The 25,203-nt window shown below is 61.6% G+C and carries 27 protein-coding genes and 1 pseudogene; 17 read left to right on the forward strand and 11 right to left on the reverse strand.

Annotation, left to right across the window (positions count from 1 at the left end; all coding sequences use genetic code 11):
* Nucleotides 1–144: 144 nt before the first annotated feature.
* Both WFR25_RS12105 and WFR25_RS12110 read right to left on the reverse strand, forming a co-directional pair.
* Nucleotides 145–1,176 (reverse strand): IS110 family RNA-guided transposase, encoded by a 1,032-nt coding sequence (locus WFR25_RS12105; RefSeq protein WP_006952422.1) that lies wholly within the window; start codon nucleotides 1,174–1,176, stop codon nucleotides 145–147.
* Between the two features lie 88 nt (nucleotides 1,177–1,264).
* Complete coding sequence (locus WFR25_RS12110) at nucleotides 1,265–1,762, reverse strand: FAD-dependent oxidoreductase (RefSeq protein ID WP_336971189.1); 498 nt, start codon at nucleotides 1,760–1,762, stop codon at nucleotides 1,265–1,267.
* Between the two features lie 148 nt (nucleotides 1,763–1,910).
* Here WFR25_RS12110 and WFR25_RS12115 point away from each other — a divergent pair, with 148 nt between their 5' ends.
* From WFR25_RS12115 to WFR25_RS12130, 4 genes are all read left to right on the forward strand, one after another.
* Nucleotides 1,911–2,336 (forward strand): nuclear transport factor 2 family protein, encoded by a 426-nt coding sequence (locus WFR25_RS12115; RefSeq protein WP_336971191.1) that lies wholly within the window; start codon nucleotides 1,911–1,913, stop codon nucleotides 2,334–2,336.
* A gap of 11 nt (nucleotides 2,337–2,347) precedes the next feature.
* Nucleotides 2,348–2,971: a glutathione S-transferase family protein gene (locus tag WFR25_RS12120; RefSeq protein WP_336971192.1), complete on the forward strand. Its 624-nt coding sequence runs from the start codon at nucleotides 2,348–2,350 to the stop codon at nucleotides 2,969–2,971.
* A gap of 139 nt (nucleotides 2,972–3,110) precedes the next feature.
* On the forward strand, nucleotides 3,111–3,311 hold the full coding sequence (locus WFR25_RS12125; RefSeq protein ID WP_336971193.1) for a hypothetical protein: 201 nt from the start codon (nucleotides 3,111–3,113) through the stop codon (nucleotides 3,309–3,311).
* Nucleotides 3,308–4,792, forward strand: coding sequence for a solute symporter family protein (locus tag WFR25_RS12130; protein WP_336971194.1), 1,485 nt, complete (start codon nucleotides 3,308–3,310; stop codon nucleotides 4,790–4,792). The genes WFR25_RS12125 and WFR25_RS12130 overlap by 4 nt, the downstream gene beginning before the upstream one ends.
* A 132-nt stretch (nucleotides 4,793–4,924) precedes the next feature.
* On the opposite strand, the gene WFR25_RS12135 is transcribed toward WFR25_RS12130, so the two are convergent.
* Nucleotides 4,925–7,282: a TonB-dependent receptor gene (locus WFR25_RS12135; RefSeq protein WP_336971195.1), complete on the reverse strand. Its 2,358-nt coding sequence runs from the start codon at nucleotides 7,280–7,282 to the stop codon at nucleotides 4,925–4,927.
* Between the two features lie 259 nt (nucleotides 7,283–7,541).
* Here WFR25_RS12135 and WFR25_RS12140 point away from each other — a divergent pair, with 259 nt between their 5' ends.
* From WFR25_RS12140 to WFR25_RS12150, 3 genes are read left to right on the forward strand one after another with little or no spacing between them, the layout of a single operon-like run.
* A complete protein-coding gene (locus tag WFR25_RS12140) occupies nucleotides 7,542–7,985 on the forward strand; it encodes a nuclear transport factor 2 family protein (protein ID WP_336971196.1) in 444 nt (147 codons plus the stop codon).
* A 43-nt stretch (nucleotides 7,986–8,028) separates the two neighbouring features.
* Nucleotides 8,029–9,441, forward strand: coding sequence for a protein kinase family protein (locus WFR25_RS12145; protein ID WP_336971198.1), 1,413 nt, complete (start codon nucleotides 8,029–8,031; stop codon nucleotides 9,439–9,441).
* 1 nt (nucleotide 9,442) lies between these two features.
* Nucleotides 9,443–10,651 (forward strand): aromatic ring-hydroxylating dioxygenase subunit alpha, encoded by a 1,209-nt coding sequence (locus tag WFR25_RS12150; RefSeq protein WP_336971199.1) that lies wholly within the window; start codon nucleotides 9,443–9,445, stop codon nucleotides 10,649–10,651.
* 36 nt (nucleotides 10,652–10,687) lie between these two features.
* On the opposite strand, the gene WFR25_RS12155 is transcribed toward WFR25_RS12150, so the two are convergent.
* Nucleotides 10,688–10,873, reverse strand: a complete 186-nt coding sequence (locus WFR25_RS12155; RefSeq protein ID WP_336971200.1) for a hypothetical protein — start codon at nucleotides 10,871–10,873, stop codon at nucleotides 10,688–10,690.
* Between the two features lie 77 nt (nucleotides 10,874–10,950).
* Nucleotides 10,951–11,727 carry a tyrosine-protein phosphatase gene (locus WFR25_RS12160; RefSeq protein WP_336971202.1) on the reverse strand — a complete coding sequence of 259 codons (777 nt, stop codon included), beginning with the start codon at nucleotides 11,725–11,727 and terminating at the stop codon, nucleotides 10,951–10,953.
* A 179-nt stretch (nucleotides 11,728–11,906) separates the two neighbouring features.
* On the opposite strand from WFR25_RS12160, the gene WFR25_RS12165 reads away from it, so the two are divergent.
* Nucleotides 11,907–12,830 carry an SMP-30/gluconolactonase/LRE family protein gene (locus tag WFR25_RS12165; RefSeq protein ID WP_336971204.1) on the forward strand — a complete coding sequence of 308 codons (924 nt, stop codon included), beginning with the start codon at nucleotides 11,907–11,909 and terminating at the stop codon, nucleotides 12,828–12,830.
* A 124-nt stretch (nucleotides 12,831–12,954) separates the two neighbouring features.
* Here WFR25_RS12165 and WFR25_RS12170 read toward each other — a convergent pair whose 3' ends face one another.
* Nucleotides 12,955–14,103 (reverse strand): protein kinase family protein, encoded by a 1,149-nt coding sequence (locus tag WFR25_RS12170; RefSeq protein WP_336971206.1) that lies wholly within the window; start codon nucleotides 14,101–14,103, stop codon nucleotides 12,955–12,957.
* Nucleotides 14,104–14,135: 32 nt separating this feature from the next.
* Nucleotides 14,136–15,437 (reverse strand): spinster family MFS transporter, encoded by a 1,302-nt coding sequence (locus tag WFR25_RS12175; RefSeq protein WP_336971208.1) that lies wholly within the window; start codon nucleotides 15,435–15,437, stop codon nucleotides 14,136–14,138.
* 631 nt (nucleotides 15,438–16,068) lie between these two features.
* Between WFR25_RS12175 and WFR25_RS12180 the strand changes: the two genes are divergently transcribed.
* Together WFR25_RS12180 and WFR25_RS12185 are read left to right on the forward strand one after the other, a co-directional pair.
* Nucleotides 16,069–17,091 (forward strand): LLM class flavin-dependent oxidoreductase, encoded by a 1,023-nt coding sequence (locus WFR25_RS12180; RefSeq protein WP_336971210.1) that lies wholly within the window; start codon nucleotides 16,069–16,071, stop codon nucleotides 17,089–17,091.
* Nucleotides 17,092–17,116: 25 nt separating this feature from the next.
* Nucleotides 17,117–18,142 (forward strand): class I SAM-dependent methyltransferase, encoded by a 1,026-nt coding sequence (locus WFR25_RS12185; RefSeq protein WP_336974883.1) that lies wholly within the window; start codon nucleotides 17,117–17,119, stop codon nucleotides 18,140–18,142.
* 283 nt (nucleotides 18,143–18,425) lie between these two features.
* On the opposite strand, the pseudogene WFR25_RS26600 reads toward WFR25_RS12185, so the two are convergent.
* Nucleotides 18,426–18,500, reverse strand: a pseudogene (locus WFR25_RS26600) (hypothetical protein); the annotation flags it as partial.
* On the opposite strand from WFR25_RS26600, the gene WFR25_RS12190 reads away from it, so the two are divergent.
* On the forward strand, nucleotides 18,483–18,662 hold the full coding sequence (locus WFR25_RS12190) for a nuclear transport factor 2-like protein (protein WP_336971211.1): 180 nt from the start codon (nucleotides 18,483–18,485) through the stop codon (nucleotides 18,660–18,662). The pseudogene WFR25_RS26600 and the gene WFR25_RS12190 overlap by 18 nt on opposite strands.
* Before the next feature lie 2 nt (nucleotides 18,663–18,664).
* On the opposite strand, the gene WFR25_RS12195 is transcribed toward WFR25_RS12190, so the two are convergent.
* Genes WFR25_RS12195 through WFR25_RS12205 form a run of 3 tightly spaced genes read right to left on the reverse strand, consistent with a single transcriptional unit; the run spans nucleotide 18,665 to nucleotide 20,225 of the window.
* Nucleotides 18,665–18,940, reverse strand: coding sequence for a cytochrome C oxidase subunit IV family protein (locus WFR25_RS12195; RefSeq protein ID WP_336971212.1), 276 nt, complete (start codon nucleotides 18,938–18,940; stop codon nucleotides 18,665–18,667).
* A complete protein-coding gene (locus tag WFR25_RS12200) occupies nucleotides 18,937–19,533 on the reverse strand; it encodes a cytochrome c oxidase subunit 3 (RefSeq protein ID WP_336971213.1) in 597 nt (198 codons plus the stop codon). Before WFR25_RS12200 ends, WFR25_RS12195 begins: the two co-directional genes overlap by 4 nt.
* Nucleotides 19,530–20,225 carry a hypothetical protein gene (locus WFR25_RS12205; RefSeq protein ID WP_336971215.1) on the reverse strand — a complete coding sequence of 232 codons (696 nt, stop codon included), beginning with the start codon at nucleotides 20,223–20,225 and terminating at the stop codon, nucleotides 19,530–19,532. The genes WFR25_RS12200 and WFR25_RS12205 overlap by 4 nt, the downstream gene beginning before the upstream one ends.
* A gap of 155 nt (nucleotides 20,226–20,380) precedes the next feature.
* Between WFR25_RS12205 and WFR25_RS12210 the strand changes: the two genes are divergently transcribed.
* The 6 genes from WFR25_RS12210 to WFR25_RS12235 all read left to right on the forward strand — a co-directional run bounded on the left by WFR25_RS12210 (nucleotide 20,381) and on the right by WFR25_RS12235 (nucleotide 25,171).
* Complete coding sequence (locus WFR25_RS12210; protein ID WP_336971217.1) at nucleotides 20,381–20,773, forward strand: nuclear transport factor 2 family protein; 393 nt, start codon at nucleotides 20,381–20,383, stop codon at nucleotides 20,771–20,773.
* Entirely contained in the window at nucleotides 20,770–22,137 is a 1,368-nt protein-coding gene (locus WFR25_RS12215; protein WP_336971219.1) for a phosphotransferase, read from the forward strand. Before WFR25_RS12210 ends, WFR25_RS12215 begins: the two co-directional genes overlap by 4 nt.
* An 84-nt stretch (nucleotides 22,138–22,221) precedes the next feature.
* Entirely contained in the window at nucleotides 22,222–23,070 is an 849-nt protein-coding gene (locus WFR25_RS12220) for an SDR family NAD(P)-dependent oxidoreductase (RefSeq protein WP_336971221.1), read from the forward strand.
* A gap of 11 nt (nucleotides 23,071–23,081) precedes the next feature.
* On the forward strand, nucleotides 23,082–23,858 hold the full coding sequence (locus WFR25_RS12225) for a hypothetical protein (RefSeq protein ID WP_336971223.1): 777 nt from the start codon (nucleotides 23,082–23,084) through the stop codon (nucleotides 23,856–23,858).
* A gap of 92 nt (nucleotides 23,859–23,950) precedes the next feature.
* A complete protein-coding gene (locus WFR25_RS12230; protein WP_336971225.1) occupies nucleotides 23,951–24,331 on the forward strand; it encodes a VOC family protein in 381 nt (126 codons plus the stop codon).
* A 12-nt stretch (nucleotides 24,332–24,343) separates the two neighbouring features.
* Nucleotides 24,344–25,171 (forward strand): SDR family NAD(P)-dependent oxidoreductase, encoded by an 828-nt coding sequence (locus WFR25_RS12235; protein ID WP_336971227.1) that lies wholly within the window; start codon nucleotides 24,344–24,346, stop codon nucleotides 25,169–25,171.
* The last annotated feature ends 32 nt before the right edge of the window (nucleotides 25,172–25,203 follow it).

A 25,203-nucleotide genomic window follows, 5' to 3' on the forward strand; every position in this document is an offset into this window, starting at 1 on the left:
CGCATGTTAGCGTTCAAAGTAGGGTGAATCTAAGTGGTGTGCGCGGTCCGTGCCGCACTCGCGGGAACGATCTCACCCTCGCTAAGCGTCCCAGCGGGACGCGTTCTGTCGCGCTTGAGTTCAGCGTATTGCTTCGGATTTGGATCAGGCCATGGCCGCCTCCCGGAAGGTCGTGTTGGTACGCCACATTGCGTGCAATGTTACCGCCAGCTTCCTGGCCAGGGCGACTTTCGCTTTGCGAGGCCCGGTTCGGCCTGCGATCGCCTGTGCCCACTCACGCAGGCGAGGGCCGCCAAGCTTTCGAGACAAGATCGCATTTGCTGCTTCGTACAGGCATTTTCGAGCGAACCTGTCACCGCTTTTCGAGATGCGCCCGTTCCGGCTGATTTCGCCAGATTCGTAGCGCCTTGGCGTCAGACCGAGATAAGCGCCCGCGCTGGAAGATCGGTTGAAGCGTTCGGCGTCGTCGAATGCTGCAGTTACCGCCATCGCGGTGATCGGTCCGACTCCCGGCGCTGTCATCAAAAGACGTACCGTACCATGCTGTTTGGCTACCGCCCGGATTTTGCCATCGAGAGCGGCAATACGGGCTAGAATTTCACTCCGGGCGTGCATCAACGCTTCAAAGATAGGTATGAGCTCCGGTGCGACTGCCAGCTCGCCTGTGATGATCTCCGTCGCACGGCGTTTGAAGCCCCCAACCCGTTTTCCGAACATCACGCCAAACGTTTTCAGCAACCCTCTGATCTCATTTTCAAGCTTCACACGCATGCCAACCAGCGTATCGCGCGCTGTCAGCATCGCCCGGTTAACATAGGCCTCATGACTCTTTATCCGGGCAGCCTTGAACCAACCTGTGCGGACAATCTGAGCCAAGCCGCGAGCATCATGTCTGTCGGTTTTATTTGGCATCATTTTGAGGACCGCATTAGCGTGACGCGCATCCAGGCAAATGATCGGGACACGCCGCTTCGTCAGCGCGTTCCAGAGCCAGACGGCAAGGGGACCTGTCTCCATTCCCACCCGTTCGACATCCGCGGCGCGCTTCGCTAGCCAGTCGGCTATCGCGTCAGGGCAGGTCGGCACCTTCGCCTCCGCGAGAATCTCACCTTCCGCCCCAACCAGGCAAATCGCCGTCTCCTCCTGTGACACATCCAGTGCTGCAAAAACTCCCATAACGTCCTCCACGTTCGACTCCGGCCGAGCGCCGAAGCGGCAATGACATCCTACCGCAACAAAGCGGAGGTCGAGTGTGGCGATTACGTTAAGTGGTGTAACTATAGCCGTCGCCATAAGGCGAGGTCAGTACCTTGTCGGCGAGATCGCCGAGCCGTTCGGCCTTGAACGGCAGCACCTCGACATAGCGCCCTTCGGGCTTGGATCCTGCGACGGCCGGGTAATAATAGTCGGGCAGGCCGTTCACGACGGTCATCTCGATCCCGATCACGTCGGTGAAATAGCGCAGCGCCTCGCGGCCGCGTTCGATGAAGGTCTTGCGGCGATCGGGTGTGGCGAAGCCTTGCGAGAGATGTGCGAGATAGGCATCAGCATCAGCATCGTCGTCGGCGATGCCATCGGGTTCCTGGAGATGGTGGGGGCCGAGCCACAACTGGCCCGAGGATAGAGCCGAAACCCCGCCGAGCAATTCGAACTTCTCGATCACAATCGCGCGTGCGCCGTGTGCCGCCGCGGTCAACGCCGCTGACAGTCCACCCAGGCCCGATCCTACGCAGACCACGTCGAAATCCTCATCCCACTGCATATATATTCTCCCGGCAGTAGGATTTACAGTGGCACCTGCCGTGATCGATCGAACCTATCCTTGTCTAGGGCCGGACGCCGGCGGAACCTGTCATGTCCCCACCCGAGCGAATCGACTTCGATCGCGAAGCGCCATGATGGGAGAGAAAATGACCGACGCTGCGCAAGCCAATGTGCTCGCCTTCCTGGCAGAGTTTCACGATGCGCCGGATTTCGACCGGCTGATGACTTATTTTGCCGAGGATGGATCCTATCAGCCGCTGGTGCCGACGACAGCTGCCTATGTCGGCCGTGCCGCGATCGCGCAGATTCTGCGGACACAGTATGAGACCTATTATGATTGCCGTTGCGAAATCCACGCCGTCGCATCCGACGGGCGCTTCGTTTTCACCGAACGCTCCGATCACGTTACGCTCCATGCTGGCGACCGCAAGGTGTCGTCGCGAGTGTGTGCGGTGTTCGAGTGCGGACCCGATGGATTGATCCGATCGTGGCGCGAATATTGGGATACGGGCGACGTCTCCAAGCAGATGGGAATCGACGTGCAGCAGGTTCTGACCGCAACGGTAGGCTGAGAGAAGACGTCATGCTCAAGGTCCACCACCTCAGCGATTCGCGATCACAGAAGGTCGTCTGGCTGCTTGAGGAACTCGGCTGCCCTTACGATCTGGTCTATCATCGGCGGCTTCCGGTGACGATGCTGGGGCCGCCCGCGCTGAAGGCCGCACATCCGATCGGCAAGGCGCCAGTGCTGGAGGCGGAGGGGCGGTCGATCGTCGAATCGGGCGCGATCATTGATTATATCCTGTTGCGCCATGGCCAGGGCAGGTTGATGCCCGATACCGATGGGCCGGAATTGCTGCCCTATCTGGAATGGATGAACTTCGCGGTTTCGATCGGCAGCAATCCGATCATGATGAAGGTCTATGCGCGCGCGTTCGGGCTGGAGGGAACCGCTCTCGGCCCGGCGGCGGATGCTGAACTGGCGCTGGTGCTGGGCTATCTCGACCGATCGCTCCGCGGGAAGATTTATTTGCTTGGTGATCTGTTCACTGCTGCAGACATCCAGGTCAGCTTCGTGGCGGAACTGGCCAAGGCGTTTGCGTCGATCGACGATTATCCTGAGATCATCGCCTGGCTCGGGCGCCTGCACACCCGGCCTGGCTACCAGGCATCGCTGACCAAGGGGAGTTATATCTACGGAGCTTGACGGGGTGGATGGGGCCGATGCAGTCGCGTTGGCGACATTCGATCGCCCTGATCACGTTTGACATGATCATTATCAAATTCGTATTTTGTATCGGTGTGACGGGATCGCGCGCTGGTGCTGAACGGGAGGAAAAGCCAGGGTGAGTATCGGCCGTCGCATCACCTTCGCCGTCGTGGCGATCTGCCCGCTGATTCTGATGCAGGGGCGTCCTGATCTCGTGCCCGCATGGCTCTATGAAGACGCGGCTGGCCTGCCCGTGGTGGTGTGGCTGGCAATCGGTTGGTTCGCGATGTTCGTCGCGGCCAACTGGGCGCCGTTGGCGTCTGGTGACGAACGATGAGCCAAATCCATTATTTTCTCGCGACCGTCGCGATCACGATCGCAATCACCTTCTGGGCTGCGAGACGCAACACCGGGCGCGCCTCTTTCTACGCCGCCGAGGGCAAGATATCCGCGACGCAGAATGGATTGGCGATCGCGGGTGATTTCCTGTCTGCAGGCACCGTACTTGGCATCGTCGGGCTGTTCTTCGCAGTGGGGATGGACGCTGCACCCTATCTGATCACGCCGCTCGCTGGCCTGTTCCTGATGCTGACGCTGATCGTCGGCCCCTTGCGCCGGCTCGGTCGCTACACGCTCGGCGATGTGATCACCCACCGGCTCGGTGCGCCCCGGATGCGGATGGTGATCGGGCTGTGCACGATCGTGATCTCGCTGATCAACCTGGTCGCGCAGCTGGTGGGGGCGGGTGCGCTGATCTCGATCGTGTTTGGCCTGCCGTTCAACCTGGCGGTGGTGATCGTGGCCGCACTGATGACTGGCTATGTCGCGTTCGGCGGCATGCTCGCCGCCACGTGGGTACAGATCATCAAGGCGGTGATCCTGATCGCGATGATCGCTGTGCTGGCGGGGCTATGCATATGGAAGGCGGGTGGTTATGGCGCGCTGTTCGACATGGCGGAAGCGAGCGCCGGCAGCCGCAAGATGCTCGAATTCGGGGGGCTCAAGCTCGGCCTGTTCGGCGCGATCAGCCTGGCGCTCACCCAGATGGCCGGCATGATGGGCATGCCGCATTTGCTGATCCGCTTCTTCACCGTGCCGGATGAGCGCGCGGCCCGGCAATCGCTCGTATTGGGCGCGACCATTATCGGTATCGCGATGGGCACGGTGTTGCTGGTGGTGGGTCCGGCCGCGATCGCGTTCGTTGGCGGAGACCCCAGCTTGCGCGATTCCGCCGGAGGGATCATCGGCGGGACTAACATGATCACGATGCACCTCTCCCGGCTGATGGGCGGCGATCTATTGTTCGGGCTGATGAGCGCGGTCGCCTTCTCTACCATCCTCGCGGTCGTCGCTGGTCTCACCATCTCGATCTCGTCCGCGACCTCGCACGATCTGGTGCTGGGGCTGAGACGCGGACCGCCTTTGTCGGAGCGATCCGAAGTCGCGCTGTTCCGCACCGCCGCGATCGCCACCTCGATCCTGGGTACGCTGCTCGCCATCTTGTTCCAGAAAGAGAATATCACCTTCCTTATCGTTATGGGGCAGACAGTCGCGGCGAGTACGACGTTCCCGCTTTTAATCCTCGCAATCTATTGGCGCGGGCTGACGGCGTCCGGGGCGGTCGCGGCGGGGCTGTTCGGGCTGGTGACGAGCGTGGCCGGTATTGTCGCGGGGCCAGCCTTCTGGGTGAAGGCGCTGGGCCATGCGGCACCGCTGTTGCCGACCGATTATCCCGCGTTGGTGACGGTGCCGGCCACCTTCGTCGTCGCCTGGGTGGTGTCCAGTATCGGTCGGCCATCCTTACTCCAACCCGCCTGACGCGAACTTATGCGATCGTTGTGATCGCACCGATCCGAAGGGCCGTTCATAGCGGAAGCCGGGAACAGCCGAAACCACCCGTTGATAGGAGGCCAAACCGTGCGACGCGTTCGACCCCGCTTGGCCTTCGGATCAGTCGCCGAGCTTGAAGGAGGCGGTGAGGCCGTAGGTGCGCGGTTCGCCGATGAAGGACACTGCGGAACCGAGCGACGTATAGAGATCGGAAAAGCTGCGGGTGTAATATTTCTTGCCGAGCATGTTGCGGCCCCAGAGCGACAATTCGAAATGTTCGTCGTCCACGCTCAGCGTCAGGCGACCGTTGAGAAGGCCGTATCCGGCGATGCGGCTGAGTTCGTTCGCACGTGCATAGGCGGCCTTAACTGCGGCGGGCTGGGCTGCGGCCGGAGTATTAGGCGCGAAGGTCTGGTTGCCGATGAACGCATAGTCGGCATGAACGGCGATTGAGCCAAAGTTGGTAGGAATCGTCTGCGTGGCGCCAATCCCGTAGGTGATCTTGGGAACCTGCGGTAGGCGCTCGCCGCTGCGGTCGACGGTGCAGTTGTAGGTGCCGATGGCTGCGCCGCCATTGCACCCCGCAATGCCTCCGATCGTCTGGACATCCAGGAACGTGCCCTTGTTGTAGTGGGCGTCAGTGTAACCGAACTGGCCGGTCACCTCCATGCCGCGCCAGGGCACCATGGTGCCTTCAAATTCGAAACCCGTCACATGGGCGTCGCCGGCGTTGCGGATGAACTGGGTGGAAACGTCGCCGTTGGGCGTGGAGACGACGGCGGAAATATTACGTTGCACGTCGCTCTGCCAGCTGTGGAATATCGCGATGTTGGTGCGCAGGCGGCGATCGAACCATTCGGCCTTCACACCAATCTCGACATCCTTGGTCTGCTCGGGCTTGAACGCCGGCGCGGACCCCTGCCGCAGGTTCCAACCGCCAGCCATATAGGCGCCGCTGCTCTTGGCGTAGACGAAGATGTTGTCGGTCACCTGATAGTCGAGGCCCACCGTAAAGGCAGGATAGTCGAATTTCTTGTCGAGCGTCTGCGCACAGTTGACGCCGTCGTCGCGATTAGCGACGTCGACGCCGCACACCGGTGCTGGATAGATTGCTGCCAGATTCTGGATCACGACATGGCGCTTGTCCCAAGTGTACCGAAAGCCCGCCGTCGCGCGGAGACGATCGCTGATCTGGTAATAGCCCTGAACATAGCCGGCATAGGATTCGTTGACGATGTCGGCATAGTTACGGAACCACGGCCCGGCGAAGATACGGGCATCCGATTGCTCGGTATTTTTCTCCCGGAAATAGAAGACACCGCCGATCCAGCTAAATTCGCCCATTGTCCCCGAAAGCTGAAATTCCTGGCTCACGCCCTTGGAACGATAACGATTATAGGGTTCGAGGAACGAGACCGGCGTACCGTCGAGATCGATATAGCCGCTGCTGTCGAGTTTGCGATAAGCCGTGATAGACTTGGCCGTGATCGCCCCCAGCTCTGCGGAAAGGCGTAGCGACGTGCCCCAGCCGTCGACATGATTGCTTGGCTGGTAGAGCGCGTTGGTGCCAGTGTCGCTCGTGTTGTAGCCGACATACCAGTCCGATTTGCGGTGGAGATAGGCCGCCTCAAGCGCCTGTGACGCCGCCGGTCCCACGACGAGCGGATTGATCCCGGTCGCACCGGCGAGCTGGCCGCTGTCGTTGCTCTTGTTCCAGTCGAACCCGAAGACCGCTTCGAAGCCGGAGGAAGCGGGCGCCCAGCGCGCTTGGAAGCGGGCATATTGATCGTCGCGCTTGTCGTTGAGCGGCTTGCCGGTCAGCCCGTCACGGCCGAAGCCGTCCCGCTCGCGATATTTATACGCCATGCGCACGGCCAGCTCGTCGCCGCTGAGTGGGAGGTTCAGCACACCCGTCGCTTCCAGGTTGCCATAATTGCCCGCCGTCAGGCGGCCCGAGAGCAGCAGGTCGCCATCCGGCTGATTGGTCGTCAGGTTGAGCGCGCCGCCGATGGTGTTACGTCCGAACAGCGTCCCCTGTGGACCACGCAAGACCTCGACCCGCTGCATATCGACGAGATCAAACAGCGCACCGGCCGGTCGCGCAATATACGCGCCATCCAGATAGATGCCGACGGCGGGGTCCGAGGCGTTGCCCGCGTTGAGATTGGATTGTCCACGCATCGAGATGATCGCGAAACCCGAGGCGGCGGGCGTGCCCGTGGTGATCGTGAGGTTCGGCGCCGCGCGCTGAACCGCCGCGACATCGGTGATCTGCTTACGCTCTAGCCCGGCGCTTGAAAGGGCCGTCACAGCAACCGGCGTGGTCTGCAAGGCTTCCTCGCTCCGGCGCGCGGTGACGACGATGTCTTCGATCTGGTCTTGCGCGACCGCGGGTGCGCCGCTTGCCTGTGCGCGCACAGTGGCTGGGAACGAGGCGCACACGGCGCCGACAAGACCCGAATAAAGCAACTTGTTCATAGCATCCCCCCAGACGGATTTGTGTCCGCCGAACTCTTATTCGAGAATGTTATGGAAGCGGGTCTAGGAAACTCAACCATCCTCTTCGCTATACAAGGGCAGTTACTATAACGAGACCCTATCAATTGCCGAACTGTCCACCAACCCTTGGGTAGGGTGGGTGTTCGACGGATATCATTATTGCAGCTGTTCGAACGGGCCTCCGACGAAGAGCGCGCAGACGCTCCGCACAGGACGCCGCGACAGGAAAGGACATGCCGTGAACGATGAGGGCGCCGTGAGCGACGAGGAGAGGGCGAACACGCTGCTTCGTCATGTGCTGGATGGTTTCAACGCGGGCGACATTGATGCGATCGCCGATTGCTTCCACCCGGAGGTGCGCGCGGAATTCCCCTTCGCGCCGCCGGCCATGCCGACCCTCAGCCACGGTCATGCCGCCGTCATGGCCGCCTTTCGCGAAGGCCGGGCGAGCCTCGAAGAGATAAAGATCACGCCCGCCAAAATCTATTGGTGCGCTGGCGATTCTACGCTTTTGCTAGAGGCAAGCAGCAAGGGACGGCTGCGGGGCGGCGGCGACTATCGAAACAGCTACGTCTTTGTGATCGGCATCCGCGACGAGCGGATCATTCTCTGGCGTGAATATTTCGACAGTCTTGCGATCTTGAAGGCATTCGACACGATGTCCGCCGGTGCGGCCAGCTGACGTTCGCCTATTTTACGACGATATATCGAGAGGACAGGCGACCATGCATCGACCGGCAACCGCCGCGCAACTCGAAAGCCACGGCCAGGACAGGGCTTCGCTCGACCATTGGCTGGAGGACAATCTCGGCTGCACGGACATCGTACTCCACAAGCAGCGCCGCTGGCGCCCGGTTTGGCGCGCCGTTACCAAGCGGAACGGCGCGGTGCAGGAGTTCCTCTTGAAGGGCGACCGGACCTGGCCGACGCATCCCTATCCGCTCGACTATGAAATGCGCATGCAGCGCACGCTGCACGAGAATGGCATGCCGATCCCCGCCATCCTGGGCACATGCCCCGAGCCGAATACGATCGTCATGGAATGGGTGCGCGGCGGGCGCGATCCCGGCCTGATCCAGGAGGCGATCGAAAACGCCTCGACGATGAGCGACGATCGCTGGCAGGCCTCGCTGCGCTATATGGAGATATTGGGCGAGATGCACCACATCCCGCCCGAAAAGTTCGCCGCCCAGGGCGCGTTCCTGCCCACCGGCACGCGTGAGATCGCTCTCCACAATTATGAGCGGTTCCATGCGATGACGACCGAGCAGGGGATCACCGATCCGTTCGTCGAATTCTGCGTGCGGTGGCTCAGGCGGAATGTGCCGGCTGATCGCGCCGCAATCGCGTTCGTCACGGGTGACTGCGGCCAGTTCCTGTCGGACGGCCCCGACGTTACCTGCATCCTCGATGTCGAGATTGGGCATCTCGCCGATCCCATGCGCGATCTCGCCTGCTTCCGGGGGCGCCATCCGATCGAGAATATGGGCGACGTGCCCGCGCTGTTCCGCCATTACGAGAAGTCCGGCGGCCACGCGCTTGACTATGACGCCATCGCCTATCACACCGTCGGCTTCCTGGGAGAAGCCTATTACGGTCCGCTATTTGGTCTGCGCGAGACGGGACGCGGCGGCGATTGGGTGGAGAGCGCCGTCCAGGTCGCGATGATCGGCCGGCGCTGCATGGAGGCACTCGCGGAGATTATCGGCCTCGAACTGGACGACATTCGCCTGCCCGAGCCGGAGTCTACGCCGTTCGAGGATATGGCGCTGGAAAAGCTCGCGGCCGATATCGCCCGGCTGGAGGAAACCGAAGCGTTGCAGGACTGGCAGCGCGGTATCATGCTCTCCATCCCTGGCTATTTGCGGACGCGCGGGCATTATCGCGGCTGGCTTGAGCGCGAGGATCTTGCGGATGTCGCCGCGGTAATCGGATCGCGTCTGACCAGCCTGGAGGAGGCCGATCTCGCCTTGCTGCGCTACATCAAACGGGCCGGACCGGAACAGGATGCAGCGCTCACTCGCCTATTCCATCGCCGGACGCTGCGCCACTGCCTGGTGATCGCCGGTCCCGATGCCGGCCCAGACCATCTCGCATTAGCGAGAATGGAGCCGATCCTGAACCAGAAGGCGCGCTGATATGGGTGCGAACGCCGCATCCAGGCGCTGGCTGATCACGGGCGTCTCCACCGGCCTCGGGCGTGCGCTCATGGCGGCTGCACAGGGGGGATGCGTTGCCAAGGAGGATGAGACGATGGCGACCTCGCGCGATTATGGGCTTGGAGAGTTCGACTATCCCCGTGGCTGGATGATGGTGGCGGCTGCCGACTGGCTGACCGCGACGCCGATAGAGGCGCGCGTCTTTGGTGAGGATGTCGTGCTCTATCGCGGCGCCAGCGGTCGTCCGGTGATGCTGGATGCCTATTGCCCGCACATGGGCGCACATCTCGCCGTCGGGCCGACCGGCGCGACCGCGCTCCATTGTGTCCAGACCGAGGGCGACAGTATCCGCTGCCCCAATCACGGCTGGAAGTTCGGGCCGGACGGCCAGTGCACCGAAATCCCCTATTCGCGGATCACGATTCCGAAGGCGATGGGGATTCGATCCTGGCAGGTGCAGGAATGGGCCGGCTGCATTTTCGCGTGGCATGATCCCGAAGGCGGCGCGCCGACCTACGAGCTGCCCGCGCTTCCCGAATGGGCCGATCCCCGCTGGATGCGCTGGACGATTGCGGAGGTGCCCGAGATGGCCGTCCACCAGCTCGAGCTGGCCGAGCATGGCGTCGACAAGATCCACAACGCCAATGTTCATGGCCACGACCGGCTTGTCGGCCACCGCGTTACTTTTGACGGGCATCGCGCGCAGACCGACAGCACCAGCGTGATGATGGTGGACGGCGCGGAGAGTGCGCCCTTCACGGTGAGCAGTCGTTATACCGGGCCGGCGTTGCTGCTCGCCTATTCGGACGGGCCGCGACCGCTGATTTTCTTTTTCGCGCACACGCCAACGGAGGACGGCAAAGTCTGTGGCTTCCACGGCACGATGATGCGCGCCGTGGGCGATGCACCGGATGAGGAGGACGTCCGCGCCCACGCCGAGATATCGGCGATCAGCCTCTACCAGTTCAACCAGGACATGGAGATATTCAAGCGCAAGCGGCCCACACTCAAGGTCGTCCAGATTCCCGGCGACGGGCCGTTCCGGCGCTATCGCCAATGGTATTCTCAATTCTATGCGCCGCGCGCCCGGACCGAGGCGATCCAGGCGGCCGCGAACGGAGTGATCGAGACTGAGGGGCAGTATGACGCCCCTTGGATTGGCCGCGACGGCGATGACCAGCTTCGATGAACCGTTCGCGCTCGCGCGCCGCTTCATGTCCCTTGATTACCTGAGCGACGGGCGCGCGGCGAGGAACCTGGTGACGTCGTCGTTCGACGGCAATGCGCTCAATTTCAGATCGAGGACTGGATCACGAGGGGCGCCTATGACGGCTTTCTTGTAATCCCCGCGATCATGCGGACGATGTTGCGGCTGTCCGCGGAAACGGTTGTCGCCAAGCTTCAGCGCCATGACCTGTTCCGCCGGTAGTATCCCGACGGCACGCTCCGCGACATGATGGGCCTTGCGACGTGGGTCCGCAAGGCTGGTCAGGCTTCCTCGACCACGCGGACGACGAGCGTGTCGCGAAAACGTGCGAGTTGATCCGCATCCACGCCTGCGGCCAGGAAGAAATCGTCGATCGAGCCCCATTCGCGCGTGATCCCCCCGAGCGCGGAATCGAGGAACTCGAGATTAACACCGATCATCGTGTCGATCAGTGCCTCGCTCGGCCGGAAGCCGAAGGCTTCCTCGAATTGTTCGGGGATGCCGCCGCGAATACGCAGATTCTGCGCGAAGACGTCTGAGCGCTGATAGTCCGCCACGATCACGTCGCGTGGCACGCCCAGCGCCATCAGCAGGATCGCCATCATCACGCCAGTGCGGTCTTTGCCCGCCGTGCAATGGACGAGAACGGGTGTCTCGCCATCGACGATCGCATCGATCAGCGATTTTAGATGCGGCCGGATCGCGCCCGGAATCGCGGCGTAATTGCCGTTCAAGGCATTCCGTGCGCCTTCCGGGGTAGGGTCGTTCTTAAGCGTCATCCAGCCGTCGTTGGTCTCGACACGCAGATCGTTGGTGACGTCGAGGTTCAGCAACCGCGCCGTCTCGGTCCAGTCGTTTGGATCCTTGTTGCGCTCGGTATCGGCGCGAAGATCGCAGACGAGGCGGATGGCGAGCGCGGCGAGTTCCTTGCGGTGAACCTCCTGAAAGCTGGCCGGACCTTCGGAGCGATAGATCATGCCGGGCTTGAGCGCGCCGCCATCTTCGGTCGGCATGCCACCGACATCGCGGAAGTTGAGCTTGGAAAGCGCTTCGGTCATTTTACATCACCTCTTTAAGTCGGCCGCCGAATATCTTTGGCATCGAGCGTAACCCGAAAGCATTGCAGAACCGAGACCGCGAAGAGATCGCCATTCCGCAGGCAAGCCTTCACCTGCCAGAAGGCGGGTAGGCCAGGCGGGCTAAAGATATACGCTGTGGGAAAGTGATTGGAGAGACGATGGCGGGTAAGCTCGAATTCCTGACCAGCGGGCTGATGATGCCCGAAGGCCCGATCGCGATGCCGGATGGCAGCGTACTGGTGGTCGAGGTGCTCGGCCGTCGCCTCACCCGCGTCGCCGCCGATGGCAGCCGCACGATCGTCGCCGAACTCGGCGGCGGGCCGAACGGTGCCGCGATCGGCCCGGACGGACGCTGTTATGTCTGCAACAATGGGGGTTTCGACCACGTCGAGCTCGAAGGCAGCGTGCTGCTGCCGCACGAGGCACCCCATGATACGCCGCCGGGATCGATCCAGGTCGTAGATCTGGAAACCGGCGATTTCGAGACGCTCTACGCCCACAGCGAGGAAACACCGTTCTGGGGACCGAACGACATCGTGTTCGATGCCGCAGGTGGCTTCTGGTTCACCGATTTCGGGCGTGATCGGGGACGGGCGCGGATGCGTGGCGCGATCTATTATGCGCAGGCGGACGGCAGCGCGATCCGCGAGGTCGTTTCGCCGGTCGATGCGCCCAACGGCATCGGACTCTCACCGGACGGTGGCACGCTCTATGTCGCCGCGACTTATGAGGCGCACCTGCTTAGCTTCCGCCTGTCGGCGCCCGGCATGATCGATCCAGCGGGCGCGATGATGCCGAACGGCGCCAGCATCGTCGGCCGAGCTGGGCCGGGGCAGTATCTCGACAGCCTTGCGGTGGATGGCGCCGGCCGGATTTGTGTCGCATCTCCGGGTGGTGGCGCGATCCTGGTATTCTTGCCGGAAGGCGGCTCGCCAGACGTCATCGCCATGCCTGATTTCCTCACCACCAACATCTGCTTCGGCGGACCCGATTTAAAGACCGCCTATGTGACGCTGGGCAGCACCGGGCGCGTGGCGGTGCTGAACTGGGATGTGCCCGGCCTGGAACTTGCTTATGCCTGAGGTGATCATCTAGGGTCAGGACCTATTAAATCGTCGAACAGGAAGGGGGCGTCGCAGGACGCGCGCCTTTTTGTTTTCCTGGCGAAACAGCTTCAGACTGGGCGCGGTCGAACCGCGCCCGGTCTCATTCGCACAGCAACAGCTTCCAGGAGCCGAGATCCTCGCCGGCCGTGAAGAAACGCTCGTTCATTGGCAGGCCGTTCTGCCCCCAGTGATCCATGTTGGCGGCCCATGCCTGAATTCCGTACATTACCCAGCGCGGAATCTGCTCCCAGATCTCGTCTATGCCGATGACGTCGGTGGCACCCTCCTTGATCAGGCAGTCGCGATAATGCGCGACCAGATCGCGGTGGCTTTGACGGCGTTCCTCAATGGTGAGCGATCCGACGGTGAAATAGGTGACGTCGCGCCACGGGCGGCCGCGCCGACCCAGTTGCCAATCGAGCCACATCCGCTCGCCATTGGGTAGGATATAGGTGTTGCCCTGATGGCAATCGCCCAGGATCACGCAATAGGGCGCCTTGAACTTTCGTTCGTAATCGACAAGCGCGTCATAGGCGCGTTCGAGACGTGACGGGTCGTCGAGATAATGTTTCGGCGCGATCCCGCAGAAATTGGGCTCCTTGCGATTTTCGCCGAGCCAGTGATCCATCAGGCGCACCTGATCGTAATCGACCGGAACCTCCATCGACGTCGGCAGCCAGGGCGCCGCGTCCGGCGTGATCAGCGGGCTGTTCCACAGGCCGGCATGGAGCTTGGCGAGATCCGCCAGCCCGCTTGCGACACCGTCGACGCCGGAATGCTGGAGGCTGTGTCCAAACTTGCCGCCGCGGTCGATCAGGTCTTCCAGCACGACCAAGCCCTGGCCCGAGCCATCGTCGTTCCAGTCCGCATAATAGCAGGTCGCGGTGTGCGCCGTCAGCCGGTCGGTCAGGAAATGATAGAAGCGCGCCTCGAGCGCATGGATGTCGACATTGTCGAACTGCCCGCCCCAGTTCGACTTGATGCACAGGTTCCGAGGCAGCCCCGCCGCCTTGCCGGCATCGTTCCAGTCGACGGCGACGCGGATCTTGGTGGTATGGCTGTCGAACATCTGCACGACCTCCATCGCATACGCGGCGATGCCAGGATATTTGTTCGCCATGATCCGGCCGAGCCAGTCCGCATCCGGACGGAACCGCTCCATCGGGATCTGTTCGGTCCGGCTCTGATAGGGTCTGGGCACCGGGTTCTGGTCGATCACCCGGCTTCGCGTGCGTTGTGCTTCCGCCATGATTATCCTCTCACTTTCTTGTTTTGGAAATTTCAGATCTCTTCCGCTCGCTTTATACTGTGTGAAGCCAGGACGAGGTGAACGCCGCCCCAGAGGACGAACACCATCGCGATACCGATGCCCCAGGCGACGCCGCGCGTGCCGCCGACATAATCGCTAATCGCGCCGATCAGGAACGTGCCCGCACCCACGCCGATCAGGTTTGCGCCAAGTTGCACTAGCGAGACCGCAAGCCCACGCAGTCGGGCGCCTGCAATATGCACGATCACAGCGTAGATAGGCCCGTTATACGAAGCGCAGAAGAATCCGCATGCCATCATAAACGCCATGGTGATCGTGAAATCGTCGAAGGCGACGGTGCCGACGCCGGTTAGGGCAGTGACGAAGGGGATGGTCGCACCGAGCATGGCCGTCCGCGCCGGATTGAAGCCGCCCATCCGTCGGTTGAGCCAATCGGCACCCCAGCCTGCCGCGAAGCCGCCCAACGATCCGACGACGCCGAAAGCGATCGCGACCGTCAGCCCCGCCTTGCTGATGGGCATGTCGTGGACGCGGATCAGGAACGTCGTGAGCCAAGTGCTCATCCCGTAGATGCCGGTTGCGATCAGGATGATCGCGGTGATGCAATGCGCAAGGCCGGGACGGCCGAGGAGCAGACGGATACGTACTCTAAGGCTCGCGGTCTCGAGTGCCGCGTCCGAGGGGACGACCGCATCGCGGCCCCCGCGCTTGGGTTCACGCACCGTGAAGAGCAGCAGCGGGGCGATCAACAGTCCGGGGATGCCGGCGGCGAAGAATGCCCAGCGCCAGCCATAGGCCTGTACGATCGCGCCGCCGACGAAGAAGGCGATGGCTAGGCCGATGCCCGAACTAAGATACCAGAGTCCGATCGCGGTCGACCGCTTGTCCTTGTCGAAATAGTCGCTGAGCAGCGACATGCCGGTGGGCGATCCTGCCGCTTCTGCGGTGCCGACCGCCGCGCGGCCGAGCAGCAGCGTCCAGAACCCGGTTGCGAGTCCGCACAATGCTGTGGCGCTGCTCCAGATTGTGAGCGCCAGCGTCATGATATTGCGCCGGTTGTGGCGATCGACGGCCATGCCGAAGGGAATTGCGGAGATCGCGAAGAAGATCCCATAGGCGAAGCCAGCGAGAAACCCGAGCTCGCGGTCCGTCAGGCCGAATTCCTTGCCGACGGGCGCGAGCACCAGGCCGATGATCGCCCGATCGATACCGTGGCAGGTCTGCGCCAGCGTCAGGACGCCAAGAACGTACCAGCTATAGCGCTCGGACACAGTCTTCACGGTTTCAGTGGTGCGGAAATCATTGGCCAGCATTAGAAAAAATCCTCTCGCGGAGTATGCATCTCGCGGCGCGCCTGATGAGCGCAGCCTCAGCATTCCCGTGCGCGGCCCGACAAAGACCTGTCGTAGGAAAGGTGGCGGCCAAGGCCTTGTGGATGGAAGTTCCGTCATCAGCCGTTTCCGGCGCGATCGAATGCGACTTGGCGGTCGGGCGATACAATCGCTGCGGCCGCGGGAGCCTGGATTGTATGGATGGCAACAGGGTGTTGATTTCAAATGAGATGTGACCCAAGAAGGTCAGGAATTTCCATTAAGAATTGACCCATGTTGAACTCACCCCAGGCTTTGGCGAGCGAGGGGTCGTGGAGTGTTGGACATGGCATCATTGAGCGTTATCACATGCTGCTCGACGCGCCGCCGCCGATAGCTTGGCCGAATGTAAGCGTGCGAACCGGCGTCGAAGCGTAATCCGCAGTTAAAACCTATCTAACTGAATTATATGTTAAAATTTTCCATGTAGGGACGGTCGGCACTTGTACGGATTGCGCGGTCGTTATGAACCGCGAGCGCAAATATTCAACTATCCTTCGACAGGGGAAAGAGCCGAAAAGCTTGGGCACCGACAGTCCTGCAATGGACAAATTTGGTTGCAAGGGAGCGGGTAATGACCCAACGCAAAGCAGTGTGGGCGCAACTTGTACCGATGCCCGGCGAAACCCTGGCCTCAGTGGCGCAGGGGTACGAGGCGGCCGGGGTTGCGGGCATGTGGGCGCCGCAGATGTTTGGTGCTCCTTTCACCACATTGGCGGCTGCGGCGCCGGTTACGGAGCGAATCAAACTTGGGACAGGTATTGCGCTGGCTTTTGTTCGTAGCCCTCTCGAGACTGCGTGCAGTGCAATTGACCTTGACCTTATCAGCAATGGCAGGGTGGTTCTGGGGCTGGGATCCAGCGCTCAAAGCCAGATAGAAGGCTCCTTCGGCAGCACTTATGGCAAGCCGCTGGCGCACATGCGCGAAATCGTAGGCATGATCCGAGAGATTGTGGCGCGGGGCCATACCGGAGAATTGACGCAGTTGGAGGGCGAATATCATCGCCTCGACCTGTCGCATTTTCGCCTTCTTCAGCCGCCGGTACGAAGCGACATTCCTATCGTCTTGCCTGCCGTGTTCCAGAAAGCCTGCGCCCAGGCGGGAGAGATTGCCGACGGGCTATTGGGCCACCCGTTGTGGAACGATGCCTGGATCGAGCGAGAGGTGATCGCCAATCTCAAAACGGGGCTCGATCGGAGCGGTCGGGCTCGCAAGGACTTCTCGCTCAACATCTCGATCTTTACTGCGATCGCGGAGGATCGGCGCGAAGCGCTTGAAGATTGTCGCCCGACTGTGGCTTATTATAGTCAGTCGCCCCAATATCTGCGCTACTTCGAGGAAATAGGCTTCGGCCGGGAGGCAGCGGCGATTCAGGCTGCCTTCGCACGGGGGGATGATGTTGCTATGACCGCAGCCTGCACCGATGCGATGGTGGAAAGCATTGCGATCGTCGGTTCGGCTGACGAAGTGCGCGCGCGGGTGGAGAAGCGCGCGATGCATGCCGACGCGATCACTCCGGTCATTCCGCACTATGGCTTGTCACCGGAAAAGAGTGCAGCTTATTCCAAGCGCATAGCGGACATTTTTTATGGATGAAGGAAAAGCCAATCCGATAGCCCCGATGGCTGGGGGCGGGCTTTATAATCGGCATTCTTCCCTTCAGAACGCCAATCTCCAATCTGCCCTGCCCCTGTTGGGGGCGGCTGCGCAGATCGTGGCAAACGAGGGGCCCGCAGTCGTGACGATTGCGGACTATGGCGCGTCGCAGGGCCGTAATTCGATGACGCCCATTGGCAGGGCGATAGACCTCGTCCGCTCAACCAATCCAGACCGGCCCGTTCAGGTCGTCCATACCGACTTGCCTTCCAACGACTTTGCCTCGCTATTCACCCTGCTGGATAGTGATCCGACCAGCTATCTGAAGGGGAGGAGCGGGATTTTTCCCTCGGCAATAGGGCGGTCCTATTTCGACATCATATTGCCGCCGGGTAGCGTGGATCTGGGCTGGTCATCCAATGCGCTGCACTGGATGAGTGGCAGTCCTGTCGACGTCGATGATCATGGCTGGGCGATCTTCAGTCAGGAAGCAGGGGCATGTGCCGCCGTGGATGCGCTCCTCGCAGATGATTGGTTACGCTTTCTCACGGCCCGCAGTGCCGAACTGCGTCCCGGAGGGCGGCTCATTTGCCAGTTCATGGGGCGCGGCCCGGTTCATCATGGGTTTGAATGGATGGCCGGGCATTTCTGGCAGTCGATCGTGGCGTTGCGGGAAGAAGGGTGGTTAACGGCCGAGGAAACTCGACAGATGACAGCGCCATCGGCTGGTCGGTCGTTAGAGCAACTGGCCGCACCGTTTGATAAAGGACGGGTACCCGATTTGAATCTCGAACACCTGACCCTGTTCGAATCTCCCGACCCCTATTGGGATGAGTTCCAGAGTTCAGGCGACGCGGAACGGTTGGGGACTCAATGGGCCAATATGATGCGGGCCGCCAACGGCCCGAATTTCGTGGCGGCCGTCAACGCATCGCGTGATCATAACGCCATCCTCAATGCCCTCGTAAAGACGCTCTCTGCTCGTATCGCTGCCGATCCCCAGCGGAGCCACTCTTGGAATGTTCTCGTTTCCATCAGCAAACGGTTTTGAAACGCCGCTCGCAAAAGTCATTTTACGTGAAAAGAAAGTGCCCCCAAGATCCGTCAGCTACGACGGATTTTGGGGGCATGTCGATGACAGCGATCAGGCTCGCAGATAAAGCTTGCCGATATGCCGCGCGCGCGTTGAGCTATCCCATTGGATCGCATCGGCACGTGCTGCCAGCGTAAGATCGGTCATCCTTGTGATCACCTTTTGAATCAGAAGGCACGACATTGCGCGTTATGGCATTACCAATGCAGATGTGCATACCGTGACCGAAGGCAAGGTGATCCTTGACGTTCGGCCGGTCGATGTCGAACTTGTATGGATCTGGATAGGCTGAAGGGGCGTGGCAAGCGACGCCCAGAAGAGCATGGGCCTCGAACTGGAGAACAAGGTCCGTCAATTTTCAGGATGCGTGGGGCGACCATGTCCGCACCAGATGGTCGCAGTTTATGAGTTCGACGAGGATGGGCTGATCGCGCGCTGGCGCGACTATCTCAATATGCCGGATTTGACCGCAAGATGACGCTAAAACTGGAACAACACGAGTAGTGTGACACAGGTGACGAGAACCCAGCCCTGGAACAGGCAAAGCAGGAAGGGCGGTGCATGGCGCAGTTCCATGAATTCCCGCCCCAACAACAGCACTTTGGTGAAGGCAATGAGGAGGATGAGCGCACGGGCCACGCTTGCGCTGCCCAGCGACATGCTTTCGAATGACAAGAGGGTGGCGGCGACGAGCATCGCCCAGACCAGGGTGATGCGGTTCGCGTAAACGCCGGGCTTGGCAGTATCGGTCCTCATAGCAGATACAGCAGCGCAAACAGGATGATCCACAACAGGTCGACCAAATGCCAAAAGGCGCCGCAGCCCTCGATCAGGGCCACGCCGCCGGGCATCTGGCCGTTGCGGTCGAAGCGCGAGGCGGCGAAACAAAGAACAGCGAGGCCGATCAGCACATGGATCAGATGGATGCCGGTAAACATGTAATAGTAGATAGAGAAACTGTTGCTGTTGAGAGTGAAGCCCTGAGCGATCTTGGCCGAATATTCGAACGCCTTGACGATCACGAAGCTGCTGCCGAGTGCGATCGCGCCGAGCAGCAAGGGGCGTGCGCGGCGGTCATGGCGGCGAACGGCGGCGACTGCCTGGGCAACAAACAGGCTGCTGGTCAACAGCAATAATGTGTTGAGCAGGCCAAGGCGCCGGTCGAGCAACGTCTGCGCGCTTTCGAACAGGGCCAGTTCCTGGCGGCGCGCAACGGCATAGGTGATGAAGAAGACGGCAAAGGCGACCAGGTCGCCGCCGATGAAGACCCAGACGCCTTCCTCTCCCGGTACATGCCCGCGCGTGCTGCGGGCACGGCCATGTAGTTCGGATAGGGGTTGGACCGTCATTCGCCGGCCAGCACGTTGCGCTTGATCGAGCCGAGCATGGCGAAGATCATCAGGTTGAACCAGATGCCGAACACCACCGCCGGCACCCAGAAAGCGAGTACGCCGTTCCAGGCGAAAGGGCCGACCTTAAACAGCCCCACGGCAAGGCCGGGCAGCAGCAGCACGCCAGTCCACAGGTTCATGTAGCCCAGCCAGCGCGGCAGGATCGGCTGCGCACGCTTGTCGCCGAGAATGGCGATGCCGGTCACGACATTTTGCACGAAGGCCGGGACGGCGGGCATGACGAACAGAAAAAAGGCGATGTCGCTCAGCGTCGCGATGATCGCATCGGGATTGTCGGGGCGATAAGCGGCGGCGGTAAAGAAAAGGCCGGCGAAGAAGACGGTGACGAAGCCATAGGCACAGATCATCACGAACGCCCAGGTCAGGGGCGAAACCGGCCCCTCGATCTTCTTGAGGAAGGTCGCAACCGCCGCGAGGAAGGGGAAGAACAGCACGGAGCAGGCCATGATGAGGATCGCGCCGACCAATATTCCGGTTTGGTGCGCGCGATAATAATCGGCGACCTCGGCCGCGGGCAGCGCTGGGGCGAGCGGGGGGAACATCTGCGCGAGCGGCCATATGCCGATGAACATCAATGTTCCGGCGACGGCACCCATATAGGTGCATAATTTCATGGTCGTGCTTTTCACGCCTGTTCCCCTCCTTGCGCGCATCATGTGCGTCTCGACGGTAAAGTGGGTAGCGACGGGACGCAGGCCACCCGCCCTTGGGTAGGGTTCCGCCAGGCCTTCCCGCCTGCACATGACGCGGCGACGCGATGCGTCTGCGCTGGCGGAGACAGAGAATGGCCGAAATCGAGGCGAACAAGATGGTAGCGCGGCGCTATATGCGCGCGGTCGAGGAGGGGGACGTCGCCACGATCGAGGCGTTGCAGCATCCTGACTGTACCTGGTGGATATTGGGCCATGGCGACATGAGCCGCGCCGACTTCATCGCCAGCGTTAAGGCAGGTCTTCTGACCGCGTCGAAGCGCACGGCGCAAATTGTAGGTATCACCGCCGAGGGTGATCGGGTCGCTGTCGAGGTGCGCGGCGAGATGGTGTTCGCCGACCGGGTCTATCGCAACGAATATCATAACCTGCTGATCATAAGGGACGGGCAGATTCTGTCGGGCAAGGAATATATGGATACGCGGGTGGTGGCCGAGGCATTTTCCATCGAAGGCGGCGCCAAGTGAGCGAAGCGACACCCTTCAACGATTATGACGACGCGGCCGTCGCGCGAATTACGCGCTTCGTCGAGCAGTTGACGGGTGGTACCGTGGTCGGGCTTGAACGGCTGGTACGCTGGCGGCCGTCCTGGTTCGTTGATGTAGAGAAGGACGGCGCGATCCGTCGCCTCCACCTGCGTGGGGACCGGGGCGGGGATGTCTCCATCTTCCCCGACTTGAAGCGCGAAGCGGATATTATCGCGCTGTTGCACGATCAGGGGCTGCCGGTGCCGGAAATCTACGGCTATCTTGCGGACCCGCCCTGCATCGTCATGGAGGCGATCGAAGGCACCCGAGATTTTTCCGCGCTGGACGACGCGACCAAAAGCGCGATTGGCCGCACCTATATGAAAGCGGTGGCGGCTATGCACCAGCTGCCGATCGAACCCTTGGTCGAGGCGGGCGTGCATCGGCCCGAAGGCGCGGAAGCGATCGCGCTGGTCGGTCTGGATGCCTATATGCCGCATTATCTGCGGACCAAGAGCCGGCCCGAGCCACTGATCGAATTTGTCATCCAGTGGCTGCGTCGTAATGTGCCCAGGCACCGGGAGCGCGCCAGCTTCATCCAGTTCGATTCAGGTCAGTATCTGGTCGAAAACGGTGCGATGACGAAACTTTACGACTTCGAATTTTCCATGATCGGCGATCCGCTGGTCGACATTGCGACCATGGGAATGCGCAATAGCTACGAGCCGCTGGGCGCGCCGCTGCCCGATCTGATACGCTATTATGAGGAGGCGATGGGCGAGCCGGTCGACCATGAGGCGGTGGTGTTCCATGTGCTCCAATTCTCGCTGTTGGGCACGATGCAGTTTACCGGTACGGTCGGCGAACCATGCATGGGCGATCCGCATTCAGTCTATCTGATGTTCGACCTTTCGCTACGCCGATCGATCCTGCTGGCGTTGTCGCAGCTGTCGGGTGTGCCGTTGCCCGAGCTATCGCCGCTGCCGGAGCGAACGGGCGACAACGCGCCACTGATGGCCAAGCTGGCCGATACGCTGGAGGGGCTGGTGGTCGAGGACGATGCGAGCCGGATGCAGAAGGCGCAGGTCGCCGAACTAATCGAATGGGCGCAGCGTGCGGATAGCTATGGCGCCGAGATGGTCGCTCATAATCTGGCTGACATATCCGCCCTGCTGGGTCGTCCTTTCACGGACTGGCCGGAGGCGGCACAGGCGCTGGAATCTCATGTCAGGGCGGCGGGTCCAGAAGAGGATGAAACGCTCATCACCGTGCTGGCGACGATCGAGGGGCGGCGCCTCCAGTTATTTGGCCCGACCGCGCTTGGCGGAGCGGCTTGCAACGTCGTGCTGCCCGCGACACGATAGAGCCAGTGCACCGTCCCTCCGATAGGTCATTCGGTCCAGGGAGAGGACGATGTTCGTCGGCGAAAATATGGAAGGATGATGAAGTTGGGCGAGAAAATCGTGATGATTACCGGCGCGACGCGTGGGCTGGGGCGGGGCATGGCGCGCGGTTTTGCTTCGCGGGGTAACATCGTCGCCATCACCGGCAGGGACGCGGCGCAACTTGGCGAGGTCGTGGGCGAGATCGAGCGGGCGGGGGGCAAAGGCATCGCGCTGGAATGTGACCATCGTGACGATACCTCGGTCGAGCGCGCCTTCGCCCGGCTGGCCGAGCGGACGGAGGGACGACTGGATGTGCTGGTCAACAATGCCGCCGCTGTGTACGGACAGGATCTGGTCGCGCCCGGTGGCTTCTGGGAAAAGCCGATCAGGCTTGCCGACATGATCGACGTCGGCCTGCGGTCCAGCTATGTCGCCTCCTATCATGCAGCCCCCCTCATGGTCGCGGCGGGACGCGGGCTGATCGCCAGCATTTCCTTCTATGGCGCGGTGTCTTATTTCCACGGCCCTGCCTATGGCGCGGCGAAGGCGGGCACCGACAAGATGACGGCCGACATGGCGATTGATCTGGCGCCTCATGGCGTGGCAGCCGTTTCCTTCTGGCCGGGCTTCATCCTGACCGACGCGGTGCGTGCGATGCCGCCCGAGATGATCCCCGACGAATTGCGCGCCATGCTGCCGCATTGGGAGACGCCGGAATTTTCCGGGCTGGTGCTCGATCGGCTGGCGGAGGATTCCAGCTTGGCGAGCCTGTCCGGCAAGGCTGTGATCGGTGCGGAACTGGCCGAACGCTACGGTATTCGCGACACCGACGGCAAGCAGCCACTGTCCTACCGGACGAGCATGGGCGCGCCGCTGACGTTCCTGGCCCCGCCTGCGCATCCATCAGAATAGGGAGCAACGCGATGATTGATGCCGTGCTGGTGGTGTTGACCAGGGCCGTCGAAGGCCGAGAGGCCGACATGGAGGACTGGTACACCAACATCCACATTCGCGATGCGCTGCGTTTTCGGGGATCGGTCACTGCCCAGCGTTTCCATCTGGCGAGCGCGCAGCCCTGTCCGATCGAGGGGTTTAACTGGCAATATCTGGCGCTTTACGACGTATTCGATCCGGTGCGTTTCAGTCGTGAGCATCTGGACAATGCGCTGACATCGCGGATGCAGGTGTCGGATGCGATCGACGATAGCGAGCTATATGACTTCCATTATTATCCTTTGGCCTTCCAGGACAATGATCCGGAAACGGCTGCAGATGAGGGCGCTATCCTGGAAGAGGTGAACCCGGCCGATGGAGGCGAAGGGGATTTTGCGCGCTGGCTGGGCGAGGGCCACTTCCGCGAGGCCGCAGCGCGGCCGGGTGTCAAGTCGGCGACACTTCTGGTCTTCCGCACTTTCGGGCAGATGATCCCGGTCGTGCCCGAATATCGCTATGTTGCCATCTATCGGCTCTGCGACGCCGGTGCCGCGCGGGCAGCCTGGACCGGGGCTGACGTAGCGCTGCGCGCAGGTGGCCGGATTGCCAGCCTGCGTATTACCCAGTGGGACGTCGCGACCCCGCGGCTGACAAAGGATGATGTCCAGCATCCCACTGCTGCGGGGGTGGGTGAAGAGGAACGCGCTCGCGCCCACATGGGCAACAGGGTGCGCACCGGGGGGGCTGAAAAGCTGGCGATGAGCTGAAAAGATGATGTTTGGTACCGCGGATTCAGGACCGGAAGAAGCTCAGGGCACCATTGCGGAGCCAGTGTCATATCGCTTGGGTGGGTGAAGATATGGGGATTTTCACCCATGCCTGCCTTGGCTCCAACGATCTGGCGCGTGCGCGCCGTTTTTACGACGAGGTTCTCGCGCCCCTGGGCATCGTCAATCTCGGACCTTTTCTGAATCAGGGGATCGGCTATGGCCGGCATGTGCCCGAACTGCTGATCTTGCGCCCGTTCGAAGGTGAAGCGACGCCCTCGAACGGCGCGACGCTGAGCTTCCAGGCACCTGACCGCGACGCGGTGGATTGTTTCCATGCTGCGGGGTTGGCTGCGGGTGGACGTGACGCAGGATTGCCGGGACCGCGCGCCGCGGTATCCCATGCCTATGGCGCCTATCTGTTCGACCCGGACGGCAACAAGATCTGCGCCTATTGCTTCAGTCCTCCATGAAAGGGAATTCACATGACCACCGCTTTTGAAGGCCGCGTTGCCATCGTGACGGGAGCCGGGCAGGGTATTGGCGCTGACGTCGCCGCACTGTTGGCAGAGCGCGGTGCGACCGTGATCCTGGCGGATATTGCGAAAGACCGTGTTGGAGCGGTGGCCGATGCCCTATGCTCGGCTGGCCATCGGGCGGATGCCGTTGCGTTCGACCTCGCCGATGAGGATGGCGTGGCAGCTGCCGTCGCAGGCATCGTTGACCGGCACGGGCGCATCGACATCATCCACAACAATGCCGCCTATCAAGCGCCGGAACAGCGTGCGGGCGACCTTGATGTCATCAACCTTGCGACCGACGCGTGGGACAAGGCCTTTGCGGTCAATGCGCGGGGACCGATGCTCCTGTGCAAATATGCACTGCCGACGATGATCGCGGGCGGTGGCGGATCGTTGATCCATTCGGCCTCCGGCTTCGGCCTGCTTGGCGAGATGACTTTGACTGCCTATGGCGCGTCGAAGGCGGCGCTGATCAATCTCAGTCGGTTCCTGGCGACGCAATATGGTAAGCAGGGTGTCCGGTCGAATGTCGTCGCCATCGGTTTCGTGTTGAGCGAAACGGCGGTCGAGACCACGCCGCAGGCAGTCAAGGATGTGCTGCTCGACCATCATCTCAACCCGACGCTGGGCAGTATGCGGGACATTGCCAATGTTGTCGCCTTCCTGGCGTCGGATGAGTCGCGCTTCATCAATGGGGCGCTGATCCCGGTCGATGGCGGCTTCACCGCGCACCAGCCGACGATGGTCGATTTCCAGCGCCTGTTCGCCGCGGCCGGCAGCAATCAGTTGTAGCGCGGGGCGCCCCGCCACTTGCCAGAATTTCC

It is taken from the genome of Sphingobium aromaticiconvertens, from assembly GCF_037154075.1.
GTDB classification, from domain to species: domain Bacteria; phylum Pseudomonadota; class Alphaproteobacteria; order Sphingomonadales; family Sphingomonadaceae; genus Sphingobium; species Sphingobium aromaticiconvertens.

What these genes read in the sequence shown, in the direction of transcription:
- WFR25_RS12225 (WP_336971223.1), top strand. Translation starts at nt 23,082, where the DNA reads ATGATTGATGCCGTGCTGGTGGTGTTGACCAGGGCCGTCGAAGGCCGA.
- WFR25_RS12185 (WP_336974883.1), top strand. Translation starts at nt 17,117, where the DNA reads ATGGCTGGGGGCGGGCTTTATAATCGGCATTCTTCCCTTCAGAACGCC.
- WFR25_RS12165 (WP_336971204.1), top strand. Translation starts at nt 11,907, where the DNA reads ATGGCGGGTAAGCTCGAATTCCTGACCAGCGGGCTGATGATGCCCGAA.
- WFR25_RS12230 (WP_336971225.1), top strand. Translation starts at nt 23,951, where the DNA reads ATGGGGATTTTCACCCATGCCTGCCTTGGCTCCAACGATCTGGCGCGT.
- WFR25_RS12135 (WP_336971195.1), bottom strand. Translation starts at nt 7,282, where the DNA reads ATGAACAAGTTGCTTTATTCGGGTCTTGTCGGCGCCGTGTGCGCCTCG.
- WFR25_RS12195 (WP_336971212.1), bottom strand. Translation starts at nt 18,940, where the DNA reads ATGAGGACCGATACTGCCAAGCCCGGCGTTTACGCGAACCGCATCACC.
- WFR25_RS12130 (WP_336971194.1), top strand. Translation starts at nt 3,308, where the DNA reads ATGAGCCAAATCCATTATTTTCTCGCGACCGTCGCGATCACGATCGCA.
- WFR25_RS12110 (WP_336971189.1), bottom strand. Translation starts at nt 1,762, where the DNA reads ATGCAGTGGGATGAGGATTTCGACGTGGTCTGCGTAGGATCGGGCCTG.
- WFR25_RS12175 (WP_336971208.1), bottom strand. Translation starts at nt 15,437, where the DNA reads ATGCTGGCCAATGATTTCCGCACCACTGAAACCGTGAAGACTGTGTCC.
- WFR25_RS12170 (WP_336971206.1), bottom strand. Translation starts at nt 14,103, where the DNA reads ATGGCGGAAGCACAACGCACGCGAAGCCGGGTGATCGACCAGAACCCG.
- WFR25_RS12105 (WP_006952422.1), bottom strand. Translation starts at nt 1,176, where the DNA reads ATGGGAGTTTTTGCAGCACTGGATGTGTCACAGGAGGAGACGGCGATT.
- WFR25_RS12145 (WP_336971198.1), top strand. Translation starts at nt 8,029, where the DNA reads ATGCATCGACCGGCAACCGCCGCGCAACTCGAAAGCCACGGCCAGGAC.
- WFR25_RS12160 (WP_336971202.1), bottom strand. Translation starts at nt 11,727, where the DNA reads ATGACCGAAGCGCTTTCCAAGCTCAACTTCCGCGATGTCGGTGGCATG.
- WFR25_RS12150 (WP_336971199.1), top strand. Translation starts at nt 9,443, where the DNA reads ATGGGTGCGAACGCCGCATCCAGGCGCTGGCTGATCACGGGCGTCTCC.
- WFR25_RS12120 (WP_336971192.1), top strand. Translation starts at nt 2,348, where the DNA reads ATGCTCAAGGTCCACCACCTCAGCGATTCGCGATCACAGAAGGTCGTC.
- WFR25_RS12115 (WP_336971191.1), top strand. Translation starts at nt 1,911, where the DNA reads ATGACCGACGCTGCGCAAGCCAATGTGCTCGCCTTCCTGGCAGAGTTT.
- WFR25_RS12180 (WP_336971210.1), top strand. Translation starts at nt 16,069, where the DNA reads ATGACCCAACGCAAAGCAGTGTGGGCGCAACTTGTACCGATGCCCGGC.
- WFR25_RS12200 (WP_336971213.1), bottom strand. Translation starts at nt 19,533, where the DNA reads ATGACGGTCCAACCCCTATCCGAACTACATGGCCGTGCCCGCAGCACG.
- WFR25_RS12235 (WP_336971227.1), top strand. Translation starts at nt 24,344, where the DNA reads ATGACCACCGCTTTTGAAGGCCGCGTTGCCATCGTGACGGGAGCCGGG.
- WFR25_RS12210 (WP_336971217.1), top strand. Translation starts at nt 20,381, where the DNA reads ATGGCCGAAATCGAGGCGAACAAGATGGTAGCGCGGCGCTATATGCGC.
- WFR25_RS12155 (WP_336971200.1), bottom strand. Translation starts at nt 10,873, where the DNA reads ATGGCGCTGAAGCTTGGCGACAACCGTTTCCGCGGACAGCCGCAACAT.